We start from the raw sequence: 23918 nt of genomic DNA, 5'->3' as shown, positions 1-23918 counted from the left end.
GGACAGCCGGGTCCAGGACAGCCGGGTTCAGGCCGCGTCGGGGAGCCGGATGCCCGGGACCGGACCGGGACCGATGCCCGGGATCCGTCCGGGGGCGATGCCCGGACCGATACGGGGGGCCGCACCCGGTGCGGTCGAGGGGGTCAGCTCGGGGGCCTCGCCGGGGGCCTGCTTCTGGTCCAGCAGTTCCCGGCGCGCGCACGCACCGCGACCGAGCATCGCCTGAATCCGGCGGACACAGCCACCGCAGTCGGTGCCCGCCTTGCAGGCGTTGGCTATCTGGCGGGGGGTGCACGCCCCGGCGTCCGCATGTTCCTTGACCTGCTGCTCCGTAATGCCGAAACACGAGCAGACGTACATGCGGTTCACCTCCCGACAGGATGGGTCATGGATGCCACCCCGCTGAACGGTGAGGCTAACCTAACCTTACCCGGCGCCCAGGACCGGTAGAAGGCCCGGAACGCCCTGTGGGGCACGGATCACATCGATCCGTGCCCCACAGTCGTACGCGCGCTACCTGCGGTGACGGCTACTGGTCCCGGTACATCTCGGCGACCAGGAACGCCAGGTCCAGCGACTGGCTGCGGTTGAGCCGCGGGTCGCAAGCCGTCTCGTACCGCTGGTGCAGGTCGTCCACGAAGATCTCGTGGCCGCCGCCGACGCACTCGGTGACGTCGTCACCGGTGAGCTCGACGTGGATGCCGCCCGGGTGCGTACCGAGGCCCTTGTGCACCTCGAAGAAGCCCTTGACCTCGTCCAGGACGTCGTCGAAGCGACGGGTCTTGTGGCCGGACGCCGCCTCGAAGGTGTTGCCGTGCATCGGGTCGGTGACCCAGGCGACGACCGCACCGGAGGCGGTGACCTTCTCGACCAGCGCGGGGAGCTTGTCGCGGACCTTGTCGGCGCCCATCCGGACGATGAAGGTCAGCCGGCCGGGCTCGCGGTCCGGGTCGAGGCGGTCGATGTAGCCGAGCGCCTCGTCGACAGTGGTCGTCGGGCCGAGCTTGATGCCGATGGGGTTGCGGATCTTCGAGGCGAACTCGATGTGCGCGCCGTCCATCTGGCGGGTGCGCTCACCGATCCAGACCATGTGACCGGAGGTGTCGTACAGCTCACCGGTGCGCGAGTCGATGCGGGTCAGCGCCGACTCGTAGTCCAGCAGCAGCCCCTCGTGCGAGGAGTAGAACTCGACCGCCTTGAACTCGGCCGGGTCCGTGCCGCACGCCTTCATGAAGTTCAGCGCGTTGTCGATCTCGCGGGCCAGCGCCTCGTAACGCTGACCGGACGGGGACGACTTCACGAAGTCCTGGTTCCAGGCGTGGACCTGGCGCAGGTCGGCGTAACCGCCGGTGGTGAAGGCGCGGACCAGGTTCAGCGTGGAAGCGGACGCGTGGTACATCTGCTTCAGCCGGTCCGGGTCCGGGACCCGGTCCTTCTCGGTGAAGGCGAAGCCGTTGACCGAGTCGCCGCGGTAGGTCGGGAGGGTCACGCCGTCGCGGGTCTCGGTCGACTTGGAGCGCGGCTTGGAGTACTGGCCGGCGATCCGGCCCACCTTGACGACGGGCACGGAGGCCGCGTAGGTCAGGACGGCGCTCATCTGGAGCAGCGTCTTCAGCTTGGCCCGGATGTGGTCGGCCGACACGGCGTCGAAGGCCTCGGCACAGTCGCCGCCCTGCAGCAGGAACGCCTCGCCCTTGGCGACGGCTCCCATACGGGCACGCAGCTGGTCGCACTCGCCTGCGAAGACGAGCGGCGGATACGACGCGAGGTCCGCGAGTACATCGCGCAGAGCCTCGGCATCGGGGTACTCGGGCTGCTGCGCCGCGGGAAGGTCTCGCCAGGTGTTGCCACCGGCGACGGAGGTATTGGCGTTCACGGTCACAACCACAACATTACGGGGTCGTGTCCCCTGATAATCCCCGTGCTCAATGGCTGAGACGGCGTTTCCTGCCGGGCAGTGACGGTCGCCACAAGGAGCCCTGCTAGCCTCACGCCTTTCGGATTCGAACAAAGTCACCACAGGGGTGGGACGTTGAAACGGAATCACCGCAGAGATCTCAAGAAGAAACGCGTGATGTACGGGGTCGGCGCAGCGGTCCTCGTGACGGCCACGGTCGGCACGATCGCCATGGCCTCGCAGGACACGGCGACCACGGACGGCAAGCCGGCGTCACCGACCGCGGTGCTGCAGGGACAGTTCGAGGACGCGGCACGTGAGTTCAATGTCCCGCAGAGCGTCCTCATGGCGGTGTCGTACCGGCAGACGCTGTGGGAGAGCCACGACGGGCAGCCGAGCACCAGCGGCGCGTACAACGTCATGGGGCTCACCCGCGTCACCGAGGACGATGTCGAGAAGCCGACAAAGGCGGAACGACTCGCCCATCTGAACATGAGCGGCGACCCGGCCGTCATGAAGCACTTCGACGCCGCGCGGGCGCTGAAGGGCATGCCGGACAGCGTGGACACCAGCGCTCCCGAGCTGCACACGCTCGACGAGGCCGCGAAGCTCATCGACAAGCCGGCCGGCGCGGTGCAGGACGACACCGCGCAGAGCATCCGCGCGGGCGCCGCCCTGCTCGCGCAGTACCAGCGCGAGGCCACGGACTCGCTGCCGAAGGACGCCGGTCAGTGGTACCCGGCCGTCGCCCGCTACAGCCAGGCGCCGGACACCAAGGGCGCCACGTTGTTCGCGAACCGTGTCTTCCAGTCGGTCAGGAGCGGTGAGTCCCGGCTGACGGCGGACGGCCAGCAGCTGTCGCTGCCCGCCGACCCGTCGGTGACCCCGGTCAAGCCGGCGAAGATGCCGCTGGCGGCGACGACCATCGCCACCACCGCGACCCCGACGCCGGAGTGCCCCACCGGTCTGAATTGCGATTTCAAGCCCGCCGGGTACAAGCAGAACAGCACCACCCCGGACGACTTCGGCAACTACAACGTCGCCGACCGTCCGGCCAGTGGCGAGGACATCCGCTCGATCGTCATCCATGACACCGAGGGCGGCTACGCCGGCTCGCTGGCCACGTTCCAGAACCCGGCGTCCTACGCCAGTGCGCACTACCTGATCCGGGCGAGCGACGGTCTGGTCACCCAGATGGTCGAGACCAAGAACGAGGCATGGCACGCGGCCAACAAGACCGCGAACATGCACTCGATCGGGATCGAGCACGAGGGCTACGCCATCAAGTCGGGCAGCTGGTACACCGAGCCGCAGTACGAGTCCTCGGCGACGCTCGTGAAGTATCTGGCGAACCGGTTCGGCATCCCGCTCGACCGTGAGCACATCATCGGGCACGACGAGGTACCGGGCGTGCTCGACGGCAATGTGGCGAGCCAGCACTGGGACCCGGGCCCGTTCTGGGACTGGAACCACTACATGTCCCTGATCGGCGCCCCCACCGGTGCCGGAGGGGCCGGCGGGCCGCTCAAGGCCGGTCAGGTCGTCCGGGTGGTGCCTCCGTTCACCACGGCCAACCAGCCGACGCTGACGTACGGCGGCGCCACGGTCGCCAAGCAGCCGGCCAACTTCGGCTACCTGTACACCTCGCCCTCGACGACCGCGACGAAGATCACCGACCCGTACATCCCCAATGTGACGTCCACGGACGGCCCGAACTGGGGCAACAAGGTCGTCGCGGGCGGCACCTATGTCGTCGCCGAGGCCCAGACGAACTGGACCGCCATCTGGTACGGCGGCAAGAAGGCCTGGTTCCAGAACCCGAGCGGCCAGTTCACCGCCCCGGTCGGCAAGACCGCCCAGCCGGTGCTGAAGCCCAAGGCGGGCGCCACGTCCATCCCGGTGTACGGGCGCGCCTACCCGGAGGACGCGGCGTACGCGGGCACCGGTGTGGACATCCAGACGAAGAACAACGAGTCGCTGTCGAAGTACAGCATTCCGGCCGGCCAGACCTACCCTCAGGCCGGTCCGGCGCAGGTCGGCGACTACTGGTTCGCGGGGACGTTCGCGGGGACGGCCGCGGCCGACCGCACCCTGGTGAAGGGGAGCACCAACCTCTTCTACCCGATCCGCTTCAACCACCGCATGGCGTGGGTGAAGGCGAGCGACGTCCAGCAGGCGAGCAGCACGGTCCCGGACGCGGGCACCAACCGCTACAACATCCTCGGCCGTGACTCCTCCGGTGTCCTCTGGCAGTACCAGGGCACCGGCAGCGCCACCGCGCCCTTCTACGGCCGCTACCGCGTCGGACCGGGCTGGCAGGACTACAACGCGGTCACCGCGATGACCGCGCTGCGCGCCGACGGCACGGGCGACATGGTGGCCCGGGACAAGAGCGGCACACTCTGGTACTACCGGGGCGGCTCCAACCCGAGCAAGCCCTTCCTGAGCCGGCTCAAGGTGGGCGGCGGCTGGGGGGTCTACAACGGCCTCTGGGGCGCCCGCGACCTCAACGCGGACGGCAAGGCGGACCTGATCGCCCGGGACACCTCCGGCGTCCTCTGGTTCTACAAGGGCACCGGCAATCCGGCGACGCCGTTCGCGACAAAGGCGCGGGTCGGCGGCGGCTGGTCGATCTACAACTCGCTGGCCTCCACCGGCGATCTGACCGGTGACGGCAAGCCGGACCTGGTCGCCCGGGACTCCGCGGGTGTGCTGTGGCTGTACAAGGGCACCGGCAGCGCCACCGCTCCGTACGCCGCCCGCACCCAGGTCGGCAAGGGCTGGGGGGTCTACAACAGCCTCGTCGGCCCGAGCGACCTCAACCGCGACGGCATCGGGGACCTGATCGCCCGGGACACCTCCGGGGTCCTGTGGTTCTACAAGGGCACCGGCAGCGCCACCGCCCCGTTCGGCGCCCGCACCCAGGTCGGCAGCGGCTGGAGCATCTACAACCTGCTGTTCTGACCGGTTCCTCACGGATCTGCCGGGGCCCGTTCCACCTGCCGGGTGGAGCGGGCCCCGTTTCCGTCCCGTCGTGGGTTAGGGTGCAAAGCGTGTTCGCGCATTCGATCCAGAACTGGTGGTGGACCGCTCATCCGGCGGCCCACTGACTGCGCGTACGCACCATCGCAGAGGCCGCCCGAGGGGCGGCCTTTTTCGTGTCCGGGGCCGTTCCTCCCAGCTGAACCCAGGGGAAGGAACACCACCCATGCTCATCGAGAAACTCCTCGCCGCCGACTGCCCGCCCTTCGCGCTCCTCCGCCGCCGGACACCGGGCCGTGATCACGACACCGTCGAGGTCCTGATCGGCGCGGTGCACGAGGCCGAGCGGCTCGCGGACCTCCCGGTGGGCGAACTGCCCACGTTGGCGCTGGTGCCGTTCCGGCAGATCGCCGAGCGTGGCTTCGACGTCCGCGACGACGGGACGCCACTGTCGGTGCTGGTCGCGCAGGAGACGTACGAACTGCCGCTCTCCGAGGCCCTCGCGCAACTGCCCACCCATGACGTACGGGTCGAGGGCGGCGCCTTCGATGTCCCCGACGAGGAGTACGCCGGCATCGTCCGGCGGGTCATCGAGGACGAGATCGGGCAGGGCGAGGGCGCGAACTTCGTCATCCGGCGGACCTTCCAGGGCGACATCCCGGGGTTCGGGCGGACCGACGCGCTGGCCCTGTTCCGTCGGCTGCTGGCCGGTGAGCGGGGTGCGTACTGGACGTTCGTCGTACACACCGGCGAGCGGACGCTGGTCGGCGCCAGCCCCGAGGTGCATGTGCGGATGTCCGGCGGGACGGTCGTGATGAACCCGATCAGCGGAACGTACCGCTACCCCGCCGAAGGGCCGACCGCCGAGAGCCTGCTGACCTTCCTCGGCGACCGCAAGGAGACCGAGGAGCTCTCCATGGTGGTCGACGAGGAACTGAAGATGATGTGCACCGTCGGCGACATGGGCGGCGTGGTGATCGGGCCGCGGCTCAAAGAGATGGCCCATCTCGCGCACACCGAGTACGAACTGCGCGGGCGTTCCTCGCTGGATGTGCGGGAGGTGCTGAAGGAGACCATGTTCGCCGCGACCGTCACCGGCTCGCCCGTGCAGAACGCGTGCCGGGTCATCGAGCGGTACGAGCCCGGCGGCCGCGGCTACTACGCGGGCGCGCTGGCCCTGCTGCGGCAGGAACCGGGCGGGGCACAGACCCTGGACTCGCCGATCCTGATCCGTACCGCCGACATCGCGGCCGACGGACGGCTGCGGGTGCCGGTCGGGGCGACGCTCGTACGCCACTCCGATCCGGACAGCGAGGTCGCCGAGACCCACGCGAAAGCGGCGGGGGTACTGACCGCGCTGGGCGTGCGGCCGGGACGGCCTCGGACGGAGGAGACGCGCCCGCAACTGGCCGGCGACCCCCGGGTGCGGGCCGCCCTGGACGCCCGGCGGGACGGGCTCGCGCCGTTCTGGCTGCGGATGCAGGAGCGCACGCAGGAGCTCTCCGGCCATGCGCTGGTGATCGACGGGGAGGACACCTTCACCGCGATGCTGGCGCATCTGCTGCGCGCCTCGGGCCTTGAGGTGTCGGTGCACCGCTACGACGAGCCGGGGCTGAGCGAGACCGTACGGGCGCACACGGGCCCGGTCGTGCTGGGCCCCGGGCCCGGGGATCCGGCCGACACCGGCGATCCGAAGATGCGGCTGCTGCGCGAGTTCGCCGCGGAGCTGGTGCGGGAGCACCGGCACGGGCTGCTGGGGGTGTGCCTGGGCCATGAACTGATCGCGGCGGAGCTGGGTCTGGAGATCGTCCGCAAGACCGTGCCATACCAGGGCGCGCAGACCCGGATCGAGCTGTTCGGGCGCCCGGAGACGGTCGGTTTCTACAACAGCTTCACCGCACGCTGCGACGACGAGACGGTCACCGAGCTGGCCGCGCACTCCATCGAGGTGAGCCGGGACGCGGCCACCGGGGAACTGCACGCGCTGCGCGGGGGCGGGTTCGCGTCGGTGCAGTTCCACCCGGAGTCGGTGCTGACGCTGCGCGGCGCGTCGATCGTCGCCGAGCTGCTGGCGGGGCTGCCTGTGCCCGGCTGACCGCGGCCGCGGACGGGGCTCCGGAATCCGCCGAGGCGGTCCGGGGCCTCACGGCCTTTCTTTCGGATCAGCCCGGGCTGATCCGACGACAGGACCCAGTGCCGTGACCGGCCATGTCTGCCCCATGAGGAGCGTCGTCCGGTGCGGGCGTGCCGGGCGGCGCGACAGGGCAGAGCTCGCCGGGAGGGCACTAGTCCTGGGGATGCCTGGGGACGAGGACGTTGTCGCTGCGGCGGCCGGCCAGGTAGTCGGCGACGTTCTGCACGGTGGCATCGATGATCTGCGCCACGGCGTCCTCCGTGTAGTACGCCTGGTGCGAGGTGACGATGACGTTCGGGAAGGTGACAAGCCGGGCCAGGGTGTCGTCGTCGACGACCTCCAGGGACTTGTCGAGGAAGAAGAGCCCGGCCTCCGCCTCGTACACATCGAGTCCGACACCGGTGAAGCGGCCCGCCCGCAATGCGGTGACCAGGGCCGAGGTGTCCACCAGTCCGCCACGGCTGGAGTTGATCAGGATCACGTCGTCCTTCATCGCGGCCAGGGCGTCCTTGCCGATGATGTGGTGGGTCGCGGGCAGCAGCGGAACATGGAGGCTGATCAGGTCGGACTCGGCGAGGAGTTGTTCCTTCTCGACGTAGGTCATGCCGAGTTCGGTGCAGGCGGGGTTCTCTGCCACGTCCCAGCCGAGCAGCCTCATCCCGAAGCCATGGGCGATACGGGTGAAGGCCTCACCGATCTTGCCCGTGCCGATCACGCCGACCGTGCGGCCGCGCATGTCCCGGCCGAGGAGACCGTCGAGCCGGAAGTCGAAGTCGCGGGTGCGCCTCGCGGCGCGGATGATGCGGCGGTTGACCGCCATGGCGAGCGTCCAGGCGAATTCGGCGACCGAGTACGGCGAGTAGTACGAGACCCGGGCGACCCGCAGGGCGAGACGTTCGGCGACATCGAGGTCGATGTTGTTGAAGCCCGTGGAGCGCTGGGCGATCATCTGCGTGCCGCCCGCGGCGAGCGCCTGCAGAACGCCGCTGCCCAGGTCGGCGTTGACGCTGGTGGAGATGATCTCGTAGCCCGCCGCGATGGGTGCGGTGTCCTTGTTGAGGAATACGTCCAGGCAGCGGACCTCGTGCTGTCCGGCGAAGGCCTTCTCGATCAGCGGCTTCTCGTCGGACTGCACACCGAATGCCAGGATTTCCACGACTTCTCCAGAAAGACAGAGTCACAGGCCGGACAGCCGCGAATATACGGCCCGTATCCCTGGTGCGCCGCTCGAACTCAGCCGAAGAAGACGCCGACCTCCGCGCAGCGCGCCGGATCGACCGTCTTGAGCCGGGCGGTCGCATCGGCGATCGGCACCCGCACGATGTCCGTGCCGCGCAGGGCGACCATCACGCCGTTGTCGCCGTCCCGGACGGCTTCGATGGCGTGCAGCCCGAAGCGGGTGGCCGGCCACCGGTCGAAGGCGCGCCGTCGAGCTCAGGCGTCGTCGAGGCCACGCTCGATCGCATACCGCACGAGCTCCACCCGGTTGTGCAACTGGAGCTTGCCCAGGGTGTTCTGGACATGGTTCTGGACGGTGCGGTGCGAGATGACCAGACGCTCGGCGATCTGCTTGTACGAGAGCCCCTTGGCGACCAGCCGCAGCACCTCGGTCTCCCGGTCCGTCAGCTGCGGCGCCTTCGGCTCGTCCGACGCGACGGGCGTGGGCTCGGATGCCAGCCTGCGGTACTCGCCGAGCACCAGTCCCGCGAGGCCCGGGGTGAAGACCGGGTCGCCGACGGCGGTGCTCCGCACGGCCTCGGTCAGCTCCTGCGTACTGGCCGACTTGAGCAGATAGCCGGTGGCACCGGACTTCACCGCCTCCAGTACGTCGGCGTGCTCACCGCTCGCCGAGAGCACCAGGACCCGCAGGCCCGGGTGGGAGCCGACGAGTTCCTTGCAGACCTGGACGCCGGGCATCCCCGGCAGGTTCAGGTCGAGGACCAGGACGTCGGGGGTGGCGGCCCTTGCCCGGCGCACGGCCTGCGGTCCGTCACCCGCGGTCGCCACCACGTCGAAGCCGGACTCGGCGAGGTCGCGGGCGACGGCGTCGCGCCACATCGGATGGTCGTCGACGACCATCACCCTGATGGTCCGCTGCTCGGCGCCCGCGGTGTTCTCCGTACTCATCGGCCGGATCCTGCCTTCCCCCGTGAAACCTTCGGAACCTTCAACTCGACCTCGGTGCCCTGGCCGGGCACCGAAATCAACTCTGCTGTGCCACCCAGGTCGCGCAGCCGCCCCCGGATCGACAGGGCGACCCCCATCCGGCCTTCCCCCTCGGCCTGGGCCAGCCGCCCCTCTGGGATGCCGGGGCCGTCGTCCCGGACCGTGACAATCACCTCGTCCGGCCAGTCCTCGACGAGTATCCACGCCTGGGCGTCCTGGCCGGCGTGCACCCTGACATTGTCCAGGGCGGCACTGACAGCGGCCGCGAGTTCCTTCGCCGCCGCCGGGGCGAGCAGGACCGGAGCGCCGGGCTCCGCGAAGCTGATCCGGGAGCCGGCGTGCGGGGCCAGCAGGGCGCGCAGATCGCAGTCGGCCGAACCGGACGGGCCGTCCTCCCGGTCGTCGACCTCGATCGTACGGACCACCGCGCCCTCGGAAGTGTCCTCGGAGACCCGGGTGGTGGGCACCAGGCCGCTGGAGACGAGGGTGCGCAGGGCGACTTCCTGTTCCCCGGCCATCCGGCCCAGTTCGGCGGCCTCGCCGCCCAGCGCCGTGCCGCGGCGCTGCACCATGGCGAGGACCTGGAGCACGCTGTCGTGGATGTCACGGGCCAGCCGCTCCCGCTCCCGGGTCGCCGCCTCGATCTCCAGAGCACGGGCGAGAGTGCGCTCACTGGCGCGGGCGACCTCGACGACGTACCCGACGGCGATGGAGGCGACCCAGACCAGCAGCACGTTGTGGAAGGTGTCCCGGCTGGGTTCGCCGCGCTCGATGATGTTGGCGACGGCGACGAAGGTGGAGGCCAGCGCCGCCCACCGCCAGCCGCCCTTGATCGCGAACGCCAGGACGGAGCCCGCGGTCCAGATGGACGGCAGGGTCGGGCCGTCGATGTGCTGGGCGTCGACGTCGGCGAGCGGGGTGAGGAGGATGCCGACGAGGGCGAGGGCCAGGTCGGCGCCGAGGAAGCGTTTGGTGCAGGCGACGGCGCCCGCGACCTTCGGAAGAGTGCCGAGCGTCCAGGCCGCCATCACCACCAGGAAGGCGATGGCCACCCACGGCCGCTCGTACTTCTCCCGGCCGAAAGTGGCCAGCAGGATCGCGTAGACCATCGTCAGAAGCCGGTACCCGGTCAGGGCGCGCCACAGCGGCTGTTCGACCGACATCCGTACGACCCGCTCGCGCTTGGCCATGTCCCCCACCCCCCCCGGACGGACGCCGACGCGGTGACGCGCCGGCTGTTCCGTCACCCTTCCGTGCCGGACTTTCTGCCCGCGTGCTTCTCTTCCTCCGCGCGGCGCTTCGCCTCGTCGGCGATCTGGCGCTTGGCCGCGGTCGCGTAGATGTCGACGTACTCCTGCCCGGAGAGCTTCATGATCTCGTACATCACCTCGTCGGTGACCGAGCGGAGAATGAAGCGGTCGCCGTCCATGCCGTGGTAGCGGCTGAAGTCGAGCGGCTTGCCGATTCTGATGCCCGGGCGCATCAGCTTGGGGATCACCTGACCGGGCGGCTGGATCTTCTCCGTGTCGATCATCGCCACGGGGATGACGGGTGCTCCGGTGGCAAGCGCCACCCGGGCGAGACCGCCGGGCTTGCCGCGGTACAGGCGGCCGTCGGGCGACCGGGTGCCCTCCGGGTAGATGCCGAAGAGCCCGCCGCTCTCGATGACCTCTATACCGGCCTTGATCGCCGCCTCACCGGCACCGCGGGCGCCGGACCGGTCCACCGGGAGCTGGCCGACGCCCTTGAAGAAGGCGGCGGTCAGCTTGCCCTTCACGCCGGGCGCGGTGAAGTACTCGGATTTGGCGATGAAGGTGACCTTGCGGTCCAGCACGGCCGGCAGGAAGAAGGAGTCGGAGAACGAGAGATGGTTGCTCGCGAGTATCGCCGGCCCCTGAGCGGGGATGTTCTCCAGGCCCTCCACCCACGGCCTGAAGGCGAGCTTCAATGACCCGCCGATGGAGAACTTCATTGCGCCGTAGATCAACTCGGGTGCCTCCTGTGTGCTGTCGCACTGACCTTAACCCGTGGTACTGCCGCCGTTCCTGCCCGGCACGGGGCCGAAGCACGGCTGTGACCGGTGACGGCCCTGGTCGGTGTCAGTCCGGTCGCGTACGGTGAAGTAATCCTTCTTGCACTCCCCCTTTCGCTCCCTTTCGAGCCTCACGAACAGGAGACCCCGGTGCCGGTCCTTCCTGGAGCCGAGCCGTTCCGCCACGAGGGCGGAGAGGTCGGCGTCCTCCTCTGTCACGGATTCACCGGTTCGCCTCAGTCGCTGCGCCCCTGGGCCGAGTATCTCGCGGAGCGCGGACTCACGGTCGCGCTGCCGCTGCTGCCCGGACACGGCACCCGCTGGGAGGACATGCAGGTCACGGGCTGGCAGGACTGGTACGCGGAGGTGGACCGGGAGCTGCGGGCCCTGTCGGAGCGGTGCCGTCAGGTCTTCGTCTTCGGGCTGTCCATGGGCGGTGCGCTGTCGCTGCGGCTGGCGGCGAAGCACGGGGACGCGATCAGCGGTCTGGTGCTCGTCAATCCGGGCAACAAGGTGCATGGCCTGGCGGCGTACGCACTGCCGGTCGTCCGCCATCTGCTGCCGTCCACGAAGGGCGTGGCGAACGACATCGCCCGGGAAGGCTCCACCGAGATCGGCTACGACCGGGTGCCGCTGCACGCGGCGCACTCCCTGCGGAACTTCTTCCGGCTGGTCGACGCGGAGCTGCCGCAGGTCACCCAGCCGCTCCTGCTGCTGCACAGCCCGCAGGACCATGTGGTGCCGCCGGCGGACTCGGCGCGGATCCTCAGCCGGGTGTCGTCCACCGATGTCGCGGAGATCCTGCTGGAACAGAGCTACCACGTGGCGACGTTGGACCACGATGCGGAGCGGATCTTCGACGAGAGCTACTCGTTCATCGGCCGCCTCGCTCCGAGCGTCGGGAAGAAGGGGAGCACGTCAGGTGGCTGAGCACGACGCGGAGCGCGCGGGCAGCGAGGAGGAGCGCGAACCGCGCCCCGCCGAGGGAACGGCCGTGCCCGAGAACGGCGCGGGTGCGCCACACGTCCCCGGGGGTCCGGGCCAGGGTGACGCGCTCGACGAGGACGCCGCCTGGGAGGCGATCGTCGCGGGCTACGGCGAGGAGCCGCCGGACCCGCCGGGCGCCAAGCCGTTCAAGTCGATCGAGGGCCTCGCGCTCCTGGAGGACGGCGAGCGCAACGTCCTGGAGCCGGACAAGGGCACCAACAGGAAGAAGCCGCCGGAGAAGCCGCTCGGCAGCTCGGTCGTCTTCGCCCCCGGTGTCGGCGGTCCCCGTGACTACGAGGTGGCGGAGCCGGCGGACGGCGACGGCGACGAGGGACACTTCGTCCCGCCGGAGCCGCCTCCGCTGCCGGAGGCCGATGTCACGGCGAAGTTCGCCTGGCTCGCGGTCGTCGGCGGGCCGGTGCTGATGCTGCTCGCCGTGCTGTTGCAGTGGGAGATGACGTGGTGGCTCACCACGGTCTGCATAGGCGGTTTCCTGGGCGGTTTCGTCACCCTGGTCGCGCGGATGCAGCACGACGACGAGGATGACGACGACCCCGGGCGCGGGGCTGTGGTCTGATCCGGGGGAGGCAATACACGTAGTGCAGTGCTCTCCTAGGCGAGCGAGGACAGAGCGGGCACCCTGAGCGCGGCCAGTACCGGCAGATGGTCGGTGGCCGCGCGCAGGTCCTGCTCCGTGACGCCGGGCAGTCCCGACGGGACTCCGCAGCCGAGGACTTCGATGCCTCTGCTCGCGAAGACCGCGTCGATGCGCAGGCGCGGATCGTGGGCGGGGAAGGTGAGCTCGCCACCCCACGGCCGGACGGACCAGCTGTCCTGGAGTCGCCCGGCCAGCAGCTGGAAGGCTTTCCCCTCCGGTGCGTCGTTGAGGTCGCCGGCCACGATGACGTGCTCGACCTCCATGGCGTCCAGCCGGTCGAGCAGCAGGTCCGCCTGGACCACGCGCTCCTCGTGGCGCAGGCTCAGATGGCAGCTCAGCAGGCCGATCCGGGTGCCCGCGATCCGTACCACCGCCGTGGCGAAGCCTCTGCGGTGCAGTCCGGGGGTGCGCGGCAGCAGCAGGTCCTCCGTGCGTTCCACGGTGGCGCGCAGCGAGCACAGGAGCAGCGGCCCGGCGGCGGTGGCGCCGCCGGAGAGGACCACCAGGTCGGTGTGGGCGGCGAGCCAGGCGGCGCGCTTGCGCCAGCGGAAGAAGCGCGGAGCCTCCTGGATGAAGACAAGATCGGGTGCGCAGGCGCGGATGACGCGGGCCAGCGCCTCACGGTCGTCGCGCATCGACCGGATGTTGTAGCTGAGCACTCTGACGACGGCCGAACCGTCCGGCTCGGTACGGGAGTCGGGCAGCTCTGTCATGGCCATACGGCTCACCATACGACGGACGCCCGCCGCTCCCGGTGAGGGCGCGACGGGCGTCCGGTGTTGTCCGTGACGTGGTGGGCTCAGCCCTGGCGGGCCAGGTCGGCCGCGCCCACCAGGCCTGCCTTGCCACCCAGTTGGGCCGCGAGCACCTGGGCGTGCGGCCGCCATTCGCCGCCGATCAGCCAGCGCCGGAACGACTTGCGGATCGGGTCGAGGACGAGCTCGCCCTCGTCCGAGACGCCGCCGCCGACGATGAATGCGGACGGGTCGAAGAGCGAGGCGAGGTCGGCGAGTCCGGCGCCGGCCCAGCGGGCCAGCTCGCGGAACGAGTCGATCGCCACCGGGTCGCCCTGCCGGGCGGCCGCGCTGATGTGCTTGCCCTCGATGCCGTCCACCGTGCCGTCGCCCAGGGCGAGAAGGACCGCGGCGTTCTCCGGGGTGGCGTTGGCACGCTGCTTCGCGTACCGGACGAGCGCGCGCCCGGATGCGTACTGCTCCCAACAGCCCTGGCTGCCACAGCCGCAGAGCAGCCCGTCCGGGACGACCCGGATGTGGCCGAATTCGGCGGCCACACCGAAGCGTCCGCGGCGCAGTTTGTTGCCGATGATGATGCCGCCGCCGAGGCCGGTGCCGAGCGTGATGCAGATGACGTCGTCGTGGCCCTGGCCTGCACCGAAGCGGTATTCGCCCCAGGCCGCCGCGTTGGCGTCGTTCTCGACGACGACGGGGAGGCCGACGCGCTGCTCGACCTTGTCCTTCAGCGGCTCGTGCCGCCAGTTGATGTTCGGCGCGAACAGCACCGTGGCGCGCTTGTCGTCGACATATCCGGCAGCGCCGATGCCGACCGCTTCGACCTCGTGTCCCTCGCTGGCACCGGACACCGCCGCCGCGATCGCGTCCACGATGCCTTCAGCCGTCGGAGGGGTCGGCACCTTGAACATCGAGAGGATCCGGCCCTCTTCGTCGACCACTCCAGCCGCGATCTTCGTGCCGCCGATATCGACGCCGATGGTGAGTCCCATGAATCCCTCAGTTTCGGTCGAGCCCCGCTATGGCCAACCGTACCCGAGCCCTGCTTCCCGCCCTGTCGGTGCCGGTCAGTCCAGGTCGATGTGTTCGCCCGGCCCGCTGTCGTCGTCGCGCGGGTCGGTGGGGTCGCCGGCCTTCTTCGAGGCGCCGCCAGGGTCGGCGGCGCCCTGGGTCCAGCGGCGTTCCTGGCCTTCGACGGCGGAGCGGTAGGCGGCGAGGAGTTCGCCGCCGGCCGCGGCGATGTGGTCGAAGACGTCCGGATTGCGTTCGATGACGGGCTCGACGGCGGCCTTCGCCTGCTTGATCACCTGCTGCACAGCACCCTGGGCGGCGGCGCCGAACAGCGGTGACCGGAGGGAGGCGACCTTGTCGGCCACGGCGTCGACCAGCTTGCGGAGCTCCTCGGCCGCGGAACCGGTCGGCGGGCCGTACTCGGCGCGGCGACGGGCCTTCTCGGCTTCCAGGTCCTCGGCGCAGGCCTTGGCCCACGCGTCGTCGTCGGCGGGACGATCGGTGGCTTCGCTCATGGCGGACTCCTGCGACGTGGTGGCGGACGTCGCGCGTGCGGGGGTGTGGTCCACCGCCGCATACGGGACGCGTACTACCGACGTTACCCGAACGGTGGTACGCCGTTCAGGAGGTCCGCGGCCACAGTGCGGGGTCCGGCGTGAACCGGACCCGCAGCACACCGTCCGTCAGTGCGGCGCCGGAGACGGTGCAGCGGCGCAGCCCGGACTCCAGCGGCACGATCCGGTGGAACGGGCCGACGGTCAGGAGCAGTTCGTCGCCGCGCCGGACCAGCTGCAGGTCCTCCTTGACGGCTCCGGGCAGCGGCAGGCACCAGACCAGGACCCCGTCGCCGTTCTCACCGACGGCCGGCCGCGGCGAGACGGTCGCGTCCGGTCGGCCGCGGAGCAGTTCCCGCAGCTCGTCGTGGCCGTCCGGGGCGTTCGGGTCCTCGATCCACCAGGGGTCCTGGGCGCGTCCGCCCGGCCGGTCGTCCAGCTCGACGGCGAGCCCGTCCCCCGCGAAGAGCCCGCCGCCGGTGCCCGCCGCCTCGAAGGTGGTGCAGCTCGACGAGGTGTCGAGGAGGGTGAGGTCGTCGAGCCCCTGCGGGTCCCGGCCGAGATGGGGCACCTCGCACAGGGACGCGGCCGGCACCCACTCCTCGTACCAGTGGCCGATGCACTTTTCCTGCTGGGCGGCGAGATCGGCGAACCAGGGATCGGAGGAGTGCCTGGGCAGCACCCGGTTGGCGGTGAGCGTGTCGACGCGCAGTCCGTGCAGGGCGAGTCCGGTGCGGGCGGTGCGCAGGGCGTCCTCGGCGGCGGGTCCCGGTTCGGCGACGAGGCGGACCGTGGTGCTGCGGTCCTCGACCAGGGTCTGGACGGAGGCCAGCTCGGCGTCCCGGCGGGCGGCGGTCTCGTACAGCCACTGGGCGGGCATCGGGACGCCGGCGAGCTGGGCGAGCATCGGGCGCAGGGCGCGGGCGGCCTGGCGCTCCGGGGGCAGCAGGCGGCGCAGATAGCGGCGCAGCTGCTCGGGCAGGGCGAGCACGGCGAGGGCTTCGCGCAGCGGCGGCAGGTCGACGACGAGGGTGTCGTAGCCGTCGCGCGACCAGTCGCCCCGGGCGGCCCGGCGCAGGGTGTGCAGCAGGGCCAGCTGGGCGCTGCCGGGGAGTTCGGTCAGCTCCTCGCCGTCGAGCCGGTTCCCGCCGAGCAGGTCGAGTACGGAGGACGCCTTGTCCTGGAGGGAGAGAAGTTCGGTACGGAAGTGCTCGCCGGAGTCGATGCGGGCGAACCGGAGTCCCTCGGTGACCTCGGTGGGTTCCGTCCCGGTGGGCAAACCGGGTATGGCGTCGGCGGACAGCAGCAGTGTGCGACGGCCGCGGCGGGCCGCGGCCAGTGCGGTCGCCGCCGCAACAGTGGTACGGCCGGCGCCGCCAAGGCCGGTGACGAGGACCGTACGCATCCGGTCAGTCCCGCGGGAGTGACTCGACGCGCTTCTTCAGACCGGCCAGCGCGCGGTCGATGATGACCTTCTCCGCCTTGCGCTTGATCATGCCGAGCATCGGGATCTTGACGTCGACGGTCAGCCGGTAGGTGACCTCGGTGCGGCTGCCGTCGCCGAGCGGGGCCAGTGCGTAGGAGCCGTCGATGGCGCGCAGCATCTGGGACTTGACCAGGGTCCAGCTGACCTCGTGGTCGCCGGTCCAGGTGTAGGCGAGCGTGTGGTCGTCCTTGATCGCACCGGCGTCGAGGACCAGCCGGACCTTCTCGGCGCGACCCTGCTCGTCCTTGGCGAGGACGTCGGCCTCCTTGACCTCACCGGTCCACTCCGGGTACCGGTCGAAGTCGGCGATGACGCCCATGACGTCGGCCGGTGCCGCCTCGATCGTGATGGTCGAGCTGGTGTGTTCAGCCATCGCTGTGGCTCCTCCAGTGCGGTGTACCGGTCGGTCGGCAGATGCCTGCCGCCAGAAGGCTATCGCGTGCGCGGGGCGCGTCGTCCCAGGGTCGGGGCCGTGTGGTCACCACTCCAGGGCCCAGGGCCGGCCGGTCGAGGCGAAGTGACCGACGTTGACGCATTCGGTGGCGCCGATCCGCATCCGGCGGACCAGCGGCTGGTGGACATGGCCGAAGACGGCGTACCGGGGGCGGGTCCGGCGGATCGCGTCGAGGAGCGCCCTGCTGCCGCGCTCGAACCGGCGCGCCACGGTGTCGTAGGTCAGTTCCGGTACGTCGGGCGGGATGTGCGTGCACAGGACGTCCACCTCGCCGACCGCCTCGATCTTGGCGGCGTACTCCTCGTCGCTGATCTCGTACGGGGTGCGCATCGGGGTTCGGAGCCCGCCGCCGACGAAGCCGAAGACGCGGTCGCCGATCTCGGCGCGTTCGCCGTCCAGGACGGTGGTGCCGGGGCGGGCGTATTCGGGCCAGAGGTCGGGGATGTCGACATTGCCGTACGTGGCGTACGTCGGCGTGGGGAAGGCCGCGAACATCTCGGCATACTGATGGCGCACCGCACCGACGATGGCGGCGTCGCGGTCCAGGCCCGCCCAGAGAGCGCGGCCGAAGTCACGGGCCTCCTCGTAGCGGCGGGCGGTGCGCAGCTCGACGATCCGGTCGGCGTTCTCCACGCCGAAGAGTTCGGGGAAGATGCCGCGCGAGTGGTCGGCGTAGTCGAGGAAGAGCACCAGGTCACCCAGGCAGACGAGGGCGTCGGCGCCGTCCCCGGCCCGGGCCAGGGCTTCGGTGTTCCCGTGCACGTCACTGACCACGTGGATCCGGGTACGGCGTGCGGTGGCACCCTCGCGGCTGTTCGCTCCGGCTGGCATGGCGATCACCCTAAGGGCGTCACCGACGGCCTGGGTAGAGCCCGCCGGACCTGCGAATACTTCATGCTTGTCAGCTGGGTGCACTACTGTGCGCGCGAGGATCACCGATATGTGTGACGCATAAGACATCTGGCCGGAACCCCCTATCCGGAATCGAGTACTGGTGGGTAACGTCCGGGCAGTCCAGTCGTGCTCACCTCGCTGAGCACCCTGCCAGTCTTGGACCGCAGCCGGTGCGTCACACAGAGCCGTGGCACCGGAGCCCGATGAGGAGCAGCAGTCTTGCGCGAGTTCAGCCTTCCGGCCCTGTACGAGGTCCCCTCGGACGGCAACCTGACGGATCTCATCCGCCGCAATGCCGCTCAGCATCCCGATGCAGCGGTGATGAGCCGCAAGGTGGCGGGCGTGTGGACCGATGTCACCGCCACCCAGTTCCTGGCCGAGGTCGGAGCCGCCGCCAAGGGCCTGATCGCCGCGGGTGTGCAGCCCGGCGACCGGATCGGTCTGATGTCCCGTACCCGCTACGAGTGGGTGCAGCTGGACTTCGCGATCTGGAGCGCGGGCGCGGTCACCGTCCCGGTGTACGAGACCAGCTCCGCCGAGCAGGTCCAGTGGATCCTCGGCGACTCCGGCGCGGTCGCGGTGATCGTGGAGAGCGACGGGCATGCCGAGTCCGTCGCCGCCATGCGCGACCGGCTGCCGGAGCTGCGCAACGTGTGGCAGATCGACAAGGGCGCGGTCGACGAGCTGACCGCGTCGGGTGCGGAGGTCTCGGACGAGACCGTCGACCTGCGCAGCGCCGGCGCCAAGGCCGACGACCCGGCCACCATCGTCTACACCTCGGGCACCACCGGCCGCCCCAAGGGCTGTGTACTCACGCACCGCAGCTTCTTCGCCGAGTGCGGCAACGTGGTGGAGCGGCTGAAGCCCCTCTTCCGTACCGGCGAGTGCTCCGTACTGCTCTTCCTGCCCGCTGCCCATGTCTTCGGCCGACTGGTCGAGGTGGCCGCGGTGATGGCCCCGATCCGGCTCGGCTGCGTACCGGACATCAAGAACCTCACCGATGAGCTGGCCGCGTTCCGGCCGACGCTCATCCTCGGTGTGCCGCGGGTCTTCGAGAAGGTCTACAACTCGGCGCGTGCCAAGGCGCAGGCCGACGGCAAGGGCAAGATCTTCGACAGGGCCGCGAACGTCGCGATCGCCTACAGCCGTGCGCTCGGCACCCCTCAGGGTCCGTCCATCGGCCTGAAGTTCAAGCACAGGGTCTTCGACCGGCTGATCTACAGCAAGCTGCGCGCCGTGCTCGGCGGCCGCGGCGAGTACGCGATCTCGGGCGGTGCGCCGCTGGGCGAGCGGCTCGGGCACTTCTACCGCGGCATCGGCTTCACGGTGCTGGAGGGCTACGGTCTCACGGAGACGTGCGCGGCCACCGCGTTCAACCCGTGGGACCGGCAGAAGATCGGTACGGTCGGCCAGCCGCTGCCCGGCTCGGTCGTCCGGATCGCCGACGACGGCGAGGTGCTGCTGCACGGCGAGCACCTGTTCGCGAGCTACTGGAACAACGAGGCGGCGACGGCCGACGCGCTGGCCGACGGCTGGTTCCACACGGGCGACATCGGCATCCTCGACGAGGACGGCTATCTGACGATCACCGGCCGCAAGAAGGAGATCATCGTCACGGCGGGCGGCAAGAACGTCGCTCCCGCCGTGATCGAGGACCGGATCCGCGGGCATGCCCTGGTCGCGGAGTGCATGGTGGTCGGCGACGGGCGGCCGTTCGTCGGTGCGCTGATCACCCTGGACGAGGAGTTCCTGGGCCGCTGGGCAGAGGAGCACGGCAAGCCGGCCGGCTCGACGGCGGTGTCGCTGCGCGAGGACCCGGAGCTGCTGGCCGAGGTGCAGCGGGCGGTGGACGACGGCAACGCGGCGGTGTCCAAGGCGGAGTCGGTACGCAAGTTCCGCATCCTGGCCTCGCAGTTCACCGAGGAGGCCGGCCACATCACGCCCTCGCTGAAGCTGAAGCGGAATGTGGTGGCGAAGGACTTCGCGGACGAGGTGGAGTCGATCTACCACGGCTGATCCCGCGGTTGCAGGTGTAGGGGGAGGGGCCCGCGCGACTGGTCGTGCGGGCCCCTCCCCGTATCTTCAGAGCAGCGCCTTTCTTCAGAGCAGCGCCTTGAGATGCTCCGCGAGCAGGTCCCAGCGCCACTTCTCCTCGACCCAGGCCCGGCCCCGCTCCCCCATCCGCCGGCACAGTTCGGGGTCGCCGAGCAGGGTGGCGACGCGGTCGGCGGTCTCCTCGACGGAGCCGCCCCGCACCACCCAGCCGGTCTCGCCGTCGAGGACGGCGTCGGGGGCGCCGCCCGAGTCGCCCGCCACCACCGGCAGTCCGGTGGCGGACGCCTCCAGGTAGACGATGCCGAGCCCCTCGACGTCGAGGCCGCCGCGACGGGTGCGGCACGGCATCGCGAAGACGTCGCCCGCGCCGAAGTGGGCGGGCAGCTCCTCCCAGGGCACCGGTCCGGTGAACCGCACCGAGTCGGTGACGCCGGTCTCCGCGGCCAGCTTCTCCAGCTCCTTGGCGTACGGTCCGCCGCCGACGATCAGCAGGACGGCGTCCGGCTCCCGCGCCAGAATCGCGGGCATCGCGAGGATCAGGGTGTCCTGGCCCTTGCGGGGCACCAGCCGCGACACACAGACGACGACGGGCCGGTCCGCGAGTCCGAGCCGGGCCCGGATCCGGTCCCCGCCCGAGTCCGGGTGGAAGGTCTTCTCGTCGACGCCGGGCGGCAGTTGGACCATGCGGCCGGCGGCCTCGGGGGTGAGCGCGCCGGCGATCCGGGAGCGGGTGTACTCGCCGAGGTACGTGATCGCGTCCGTGCCCTCGCCTATCCGGCGCAACAGCTGGCGAGACGCGGGAAGTTGGGCCCAGCCGGCCTCGTGCCCGTGGGTGGTGGCGACCAGTCGCCGGGCACCCGCTCTCCGCAGTGCCGGTGCCATCAGCCCGAGGGGGGCCGCGGCCCCGAACCAGACGGAGGTGCAGTCGTGTTCGCGCAGCAGCTGGACCGCGCGCCGGGTCACCCGCGGGGTCGGCAGCAGCATCGTCGTAGGGTCACGGACGACGGTGAACGGCTGCTCGGCGTCGAAGGCGGCGGTGGCCGCGACACCCTCGGGGCTCCGCTTCCAGGTGGAGGCGTAGACGACGAGCCGGCCGGGGTCCAGGCGAAGTGCCATATTGTGCAGGAATGCCTGGATACCGCCGGGCCGGGGCGGAAAGTCGTTGGTCACGATCAGGGTCTTGTCCATCGCCGCCGACAGTACCGAACAGCCCGGCTTGATGGCTCGCCCACGGTCAGGCCGTGCATCATGGCTCGGAGCCACTGGCGAAGGGGATGGGCACGGGCATGACAGCAGCAGGCGGCACCGGCAGATTTCTCGCACCCGTCGCAGTGTGGGCGCTCACCAGGGCCGTGTTGCTGCTCTGCGTCTTCAAGGTCGTCACGTTGCCGGGCCCGGACGTGACGAGCGACGTCTCGGTGATCTACCACGGCTGGTCCGAGGTGCTGAAGTCCGGGACGTATCCGCTGGACGATGTCACCTGGCAGTACCCGCCCGTCGCCGCGCTCGCCATCCTCTCCCCCGCCCTGCTGCCGTTCCTGGACTACGCCTCGGCCTTCTTCGTCCTCGCCTGCCTCTGCGACGCGCTGGTGCTCGGCCTGCTGCTGTACGCGGGCCGCCGTACCGGCAGGCGGACCGCGGGCGGCTGGGTGTGGGTGGCGGGGGTGCCCCTGCTCGGCACGACCGCGTACGCGCGGTACGACGTGATGGTGACGGCGGTCGCGGTGGCGGCGCTGCTGGCGGGGGTACGGCATCCGCGGGTGCTGGGGGCGCTGGCCGCCTTCGGCGCGCTGCTGAAGGTGTGGCCGGTGCTGCTGCTGGCCGGGACCGCGCGCGGGGAGCCGACCCGCCGCTCATGGACGGCGGCGGTGGTGACGGCGGCCGGGCTGCTGGTGGTGTGCACGGCCGCGTTGCCGGGAGCGCTGGCCTTTCTCGGGTTCCAGCGCGACCGCGGGACCGAGGTCGAGTCGCTGGGGGCGCTGGTCTTCCATGTGGCGCGGCAGTTCGGCTGGCAGGGCCGGGTGGAGCTGAACTACGGGTCGCTGGAGTTCCTGGGGCCGCATGTGCCGCTGGTGAGCACGCTGGCGCTGGGGCTGAGCATCGTCGCGTTCGGCTGGCTGGTGGTGTGGCGGCTGCTGGCCCGTGACTTCGGGGTGAGCACGCCGGCCGATACGGCGTTCACGGCGGTGCTGCTGTTCACGACCACGAGCCGGGTGATCAGCCCCCAGTACATGCTGTGGCTGGTCGGTCTCGCGGCGGTCTGTCTTGTCTTCCGGTCCAGCCGCATGGGGCTGCCGGCCGTTCTGGTGCTGGTCGCGACGGGCGTGACCCAGCTGGAGTTCCCGCTCGGGTTCATCCACGTGGTGACCAGCGACGCGCAGGGCGTGACGCTGATGTTCGTGCGCAACGGTCTGCTGGTCGCGGCGACCCTGGTCGCGTCCCGGCGACTGTGGAAGGAGACGGTGCCCGCGCCGGTCCGCCGGGACCGGCACCGGCTGCCGGTCCGGTCGGCCGCTGCGGCGGGGCGGGTCAGCCGAGACGGGACCGCAGATACTCCCGCCAGCGCGCCGTGAACTCCTGCGGCGTCGTGCCGAGCACGTCCCGCATCGCCTGCTCCACCGCTCCGTCCCGTCCTGAGTGCCCCCCGACGGCCCGGTAGAAGGCGAAGAGCTTCTTCTCGCCCCAGTGGTCGGCGATGAGTGCGCAGGCCAGCCAGCCGCCCTCGTACGCCCTCGCGAGGCGCCCGGAGTCTCCCGCGAACCCGAACTCCTCGTCGGCGGGCAGTTCGGCGGGCAGCTCACCGCGCCGGACCGCGTCGGCCAGTTCGGGCGCGGCCTGCTCAGCGGTCCGGTGCTCGGCACGGTAGGCCGCCCAGTCGGCGAAGCCCTCGGAGAGCCAGGTCGGGGTGGACGCGGTGGTGCGGGCGCGGGTGGCCACATGGGCGGTCTCGTGGGTGAGGACGATCCGCTGCCCGAACGTGCCGAGCGTCGCGTACGCCTGAGGGTTGACGATCACCCGGTCCGCGGGCGCCCGTCCGCCACTCTCGCCGGTGGTGACGGCCGCTATGCCCCGGTAGTTCGCCGCCGGTGACCCCAGCAGCCCGGCCATGTCGTCGATCGTCTCCGGTACGAGGACCACCACGCGGCCGGCCCAGCGCTCCGGCCAGGCGGCGGAGACGGCGGGCACCGCACGGTCCGCGGTGCCCGCGATCTCGCGGAGCTCCGCCGTTGTCCGCCCCACACCGAGGACGAGACTTCGCCTGCCCCGTACGACCTGGACGTCGCCCTGCTGCCACAACTGCAGGCCGCCGTCCCGGCCGGCCCGGTCCCCGGTGATGTACCAGCGGCCGTCCGCCGGGTCCCGCTCCAGGTCGAGCACCCGGTCCGCGGTGACCGGAGCGCTGTCGTAGCCCGCGATCCGGTAGCGCAACTCGACGTCGGCGGTGGCCCGGTCGGCTCCGCGCCTGCGCACGTCCGTCACCTTGTACGCCCATGAGCTCAGCGGCACGTCGGCGAGGTGGTCCAGCTCGCGGCGCTGGGCCGTCCGCAGCCCGGTGGCCCCGGGGGCGAGTGCGGCGAGGAAGCCGTCCGGGTCGTGGTCCAGGACGGCGGCGGCGCGGCGGTCCAGGGTGGCGCCGATCGCCCGGACGGTGGGGTCGGGGGTGGCGGGGGCGGGGGCCGTGCAGGCGGACGCGAGCAGCAGTCCGGCGAGCGCCGCGCCCGCCGCGCGCCGCCGTCCGTCATGCCCCCGCCCTGCGGTGCGCCCCTGATCAGCCACGTGACCGAGGGTACGGGTCAGAGCCTGTCGGGTGACCTCTGATCGGGCGGCCACGCCCTGGCACGCACGCTCTCCGATCGAA

General features: G+C 70.8%; 21 protein-coding genes and 1 pseudogene. 7 read left to right on the top strand and 15 right to left on the bottom strand.

Annotated elements, in window-relative coordinates; genetic code table 11:
• Nucleotides 1-27: 27 nt before the first annotated feature.
• Complete coding sequence (locus ACGFSA_RS26635) at nt 28-360, bottom strand: bacterioferritin-associated ferredoxin (RefSeq protein WP_393308369.1); 333 nt, start codon at nt 358-360, stop codon at nt 28-30.
• Nucleotides 361-529: 169 nt separating this feature from the next.
• Nucleotides 530-1876: a class II 3-deoxy-7-phosphoheptulonate synthase gene (locus ACGFSA_RS26630; RefSeq protein ID WP_393308336.1), complete on the bottom strand. Its 1347-nt coding sequence runs from the start codon at nt 1874-1876 to the stop codon at nt 530-532.
• Nucleotides 1877-2074: 198 nt separating this feature from the next.
• On the opposite strand from ACGFSA_RS26630, the gene ACGFSA_RS26625 reads away from it, so the two are divergent.
• The 3 genes from ACGFSA_RS26625 (at nt 2075) to ACGFSA_RS26615 (ending at nt 6974) form a co-directional block, all read left to right on the top strand.
• Nucleotides 2075-4861, top strand: a complete 2787-nt coding sequence (locus tag ACGFSA_RS26625; protein WP_393308367.1) for an N-acetylmuramoyl-L-alanine amidase — start codon at nt 2075-2077, stop codon at nt 4859-4861.
• Nucleotides 4768-5007: a trp operon leader peptide gene (locus tag ACGFSA_RS26620; protein ID WP_393308334.1), complete on the top strand. Its 240-nt coding sequence runs from the start codon at nt 4768-4770 to the stop codon at nt 5005-5007. Before ACGFSA_RS26625 ends, ACGFSA_RS26620 begins: the two co-directional genes overlap by 94 nt.
• Nucleotides 5008-5105: 98 nt before the next feature.
• Nucleotides 5106-6974, top strand: coding sequence for an anthranilate synthase family protein (locus ACGFSA_RS26615; RefSeq protein ID WP_393308332.1), 1869 nt, complete (start codon nt 5106-5108; stop codon nt 6972-6974).
• A gap of 190 nt (nt 6975-7164) precedes the next feature.
• On the opposite strand, the gene ACGFSA_RS26610 is transcribed toward ACGFSA_RS26615, so the two are convergent.
• The 5 genes and pseudogenes from ACGFSA_RS26610 to ACGFSA_RS26590 form a co-directional block, all read right to left on the bottom strand.
• Nucleotides 7165-8169 (bottom strand): 2-hydroxyacid dehydrogenase, encoded by a 1005-nt coding sequence (locus tag ACGFSA_RS26610; RefSeq protein ID WP_393308330.1) that lies wholly within the window; start codon nt 8167-8169, stop codon nt 7165-7167.
• A 77-nt stretch (nt 8170-8246) separates the two neighbouring features.
• Nucleotides 8247-8435: pseudogene (locus tag ACGFSA_RS26605) on the bottom strand (6-phosphofructokinase); the annotation flags it as partial.
• A gap of 12 nt (nt 8436-8447) precedes the next feature.
• On the bottom strand, nt 8448-9140 hold the full coding sequence (locus ACGFSA_RS26600; RefSeq protein ID WP_393308328.1) for a response regulator: 693 nt from the start codon (nt 9138-9140) through the stop codon (nt 8448-8450).
• Nucleotides 9137-10369, bottom strand: coding sequence for a MacS family sensor histidine kinase (gene macS / locus ACGFSA_RS26595; protein ID WP_393308326.1), 1233 nt, complete (start codon nt 10367-10369; stop codon nt 9137-9139). Before macS ends, ACGFSA_RS26600 begins: the two co-directional genes overlap by 4 nt.
• Before the next feature lie 53 nt (nt 10370-10422).
• Nucleotides 10423-11166, bottom strand: coding sequence for a lysophospholipid acyltransferase family protein (locus ACGFSA_RS26590; protein WP_393308324.1), 744 nt, complete (start codon nt 11164-11166; stop codon nt 10423-10425).
• 195 nt (nt 11167-11361) lie between these two features.
• Between ACGFSA_RS26590 and ACGFSA_RS26585 the strand changes: the two genes are divergently transcribed.
• Both ACGFSA_RS26585 and ACGFSA_RS26580 read left to right on the top strand, forming a co-directional pair.
• Nucleotides 11362-12141: an alpha/beta hydrolase gene (locus tag ACGFSA_RS26585; protein WP_393308322.1), complete on the top strand. Its 780-nt coding sequence runs from the start codon at nt 11362-11364 to the stop codon at nt 12139-12141.
• Nucleotides 12134-12775 (top strand): hypothetical protein, encoded by a 642-nt coding sequence (locus ACGFSA_RS26580; protein WP_393308320.1) that lies wholly within the window; start codon nt 12134-12136, stop codon nt 12773-12775. Before ACGFSA_RS26585 ends, ACGFSA_RS26580 begins: the two co-directional genes overlap by 8 nt.
• Before the next feature lie 35 nt (nt 12776-12810).
• Here the strand turns inward: ACGFSA_RS26580 and ACGFSA_RS26575 are convergent, their stop codons facing one another.
• The 6 genes from ACGFSA_RS26575 to ACGFSA_RS26550 all read right to left on the bottom strand — a co-directional run bounded on the left by ACGFSA_RS26575 (nt 12811) and on the right by ACGFSA_RS26550 (nt 17941).
• Complete coding sequence (locus tag ACGFSA_RS26575; protein WP_393308318.1) at nt 12811-13575, bottom strand: endonuclease/exonuclease/phosphatase family protein; 765 nt, start codon at nt 13573-13575, stop codon at nt 12811-12813.
• Nucleotides 13576-13655: 80 nt separating this feature from the next.
• Nucleotides 13656-14597 carry an ROK family glucokinase gene (locus ACGFSA_RS26570; RefSeq protein WP_393308316.1) on the bottom strand — a complete coding sequence of 314 codons (942 nt, stop codon included), beginning with the start codon at nt 14595-14597 and terminating at the stop codon, nt 13656-13658.
• 75 nt (nt 14598-14672) lie between these two features.
• Entirely contained in the window at nt 14673-15131 is a 459-nt protein-coding gene (locus ACGFSA_RS26565) for a DUF5304 domain-containing protein (protein ID WP_393308314.1), read from the bottom strand.
• Between the two features lie 106 nt (nt 15132-15237).
• Complete coding sequence (locus tag ACGFSA_RS26560; RefSeq protein WP_393308312.1) at nt 15238-16575, bottom strand: ArsA family ATPase; 1338 nt, start codon at nt 16573-16575, stop codon at nt 15238-15240.
• 4 nt (nt 16576-16579) lie between these two features.
• Nucleotides 16580-17029, bottom strand: coding sequence for an SRPBCC family protein (locus ACGFSA_RS26555; protein WP_393308310.1), 450 nt, complete (start codon nt 17027-17029; stop codon nt 16580-16582).
• A gap of 105 nt (nt 17030-17134) precedes the next feature.
• Nucleotides 17135-17941, bottom strand: a complete 807-nt coding sequence (locus ACGFSA_RS26550; protein ID WP_393308308.1) for a metallophosphoesterase — start codon at nt 17939-17941, stop codon at nt 17135-17137.
• 282 nt (nt 17942-18223) lie between these two features.
• Between ACGFSA_RS26550 and ACGFSA_RS26545 the strand changes: the two genes are divergently transcribed.
• A complete protein-coding gene (locus ACGFSA_RS26545; RefSeq protein ID WP_393308305.1) occupies nt 18224-20020 on the top strand; it encodes an AMP-dependent synthetase/ligase in 1797 nt (598 codons plus the stop codon).
• Between the two features lie 84 nt (nt 20021-20104).
• Here ACGFSA_RS26545 and ACGFSA_RS26540 read toward each other — a convergent pair whose 3' ends face one another.
• Entirely contained in the window at nt 20105-21247 is a 1143-nt protein-coding gene (locus ACGFSA_RS26540) for a glycosyltransferase family 4 protein (protein ID WP_393308303.1), read from the bottom strand.
• Nucleotides 21248-21345: 98 nt separating this feature from the next.
• Here ACGFSA_RS26540 and ACGFSA_RS26535 point away from each other — a divergent pair, with 98 nt between their 5' ends.
• Nucleotides 21346-22632, top strand: a complete 1287-nt coding sequence (locus ACGFSA_RS26535) for a glycosyltransferase 87 family protein (protein WP_393308301.1) — start codon at nt 21346-21348, stop codon at nt 22630-22632.
• Here the strand turns inward: ACGFSA_RS26535 and ACGFSA_RS26530 are convergent.
• A complete protein-coding gene (locus ACGFSA_RS26530; RefSeq protein ID WP_393308299.1) occupies nt 22589-23836 on the bottom strand; it encodes a hypothetical protein in 1248 nt (415 codons plus the stop codon). The two genes, ACGFSA_RS26535 and ACGFSA_RS26530, sit on opposite strands and share 44 nt — an antisense overlap.
• Nucleotides 23837-23918: the final 82 nt, after the last annotated feature.

It is taken from the genome of Streptomyces sp. NPDC048496, assembly GCF_043200055.1.
Classification (GTDB): domain Bacteria; phylum Actinomycetota; class Actinomycetes; order Streptomycetales; family Streptomycetaceae; genus Streptomyces.
This window is presented reverse-complemented; position numbering and strand designations above follow the sequence as displayed.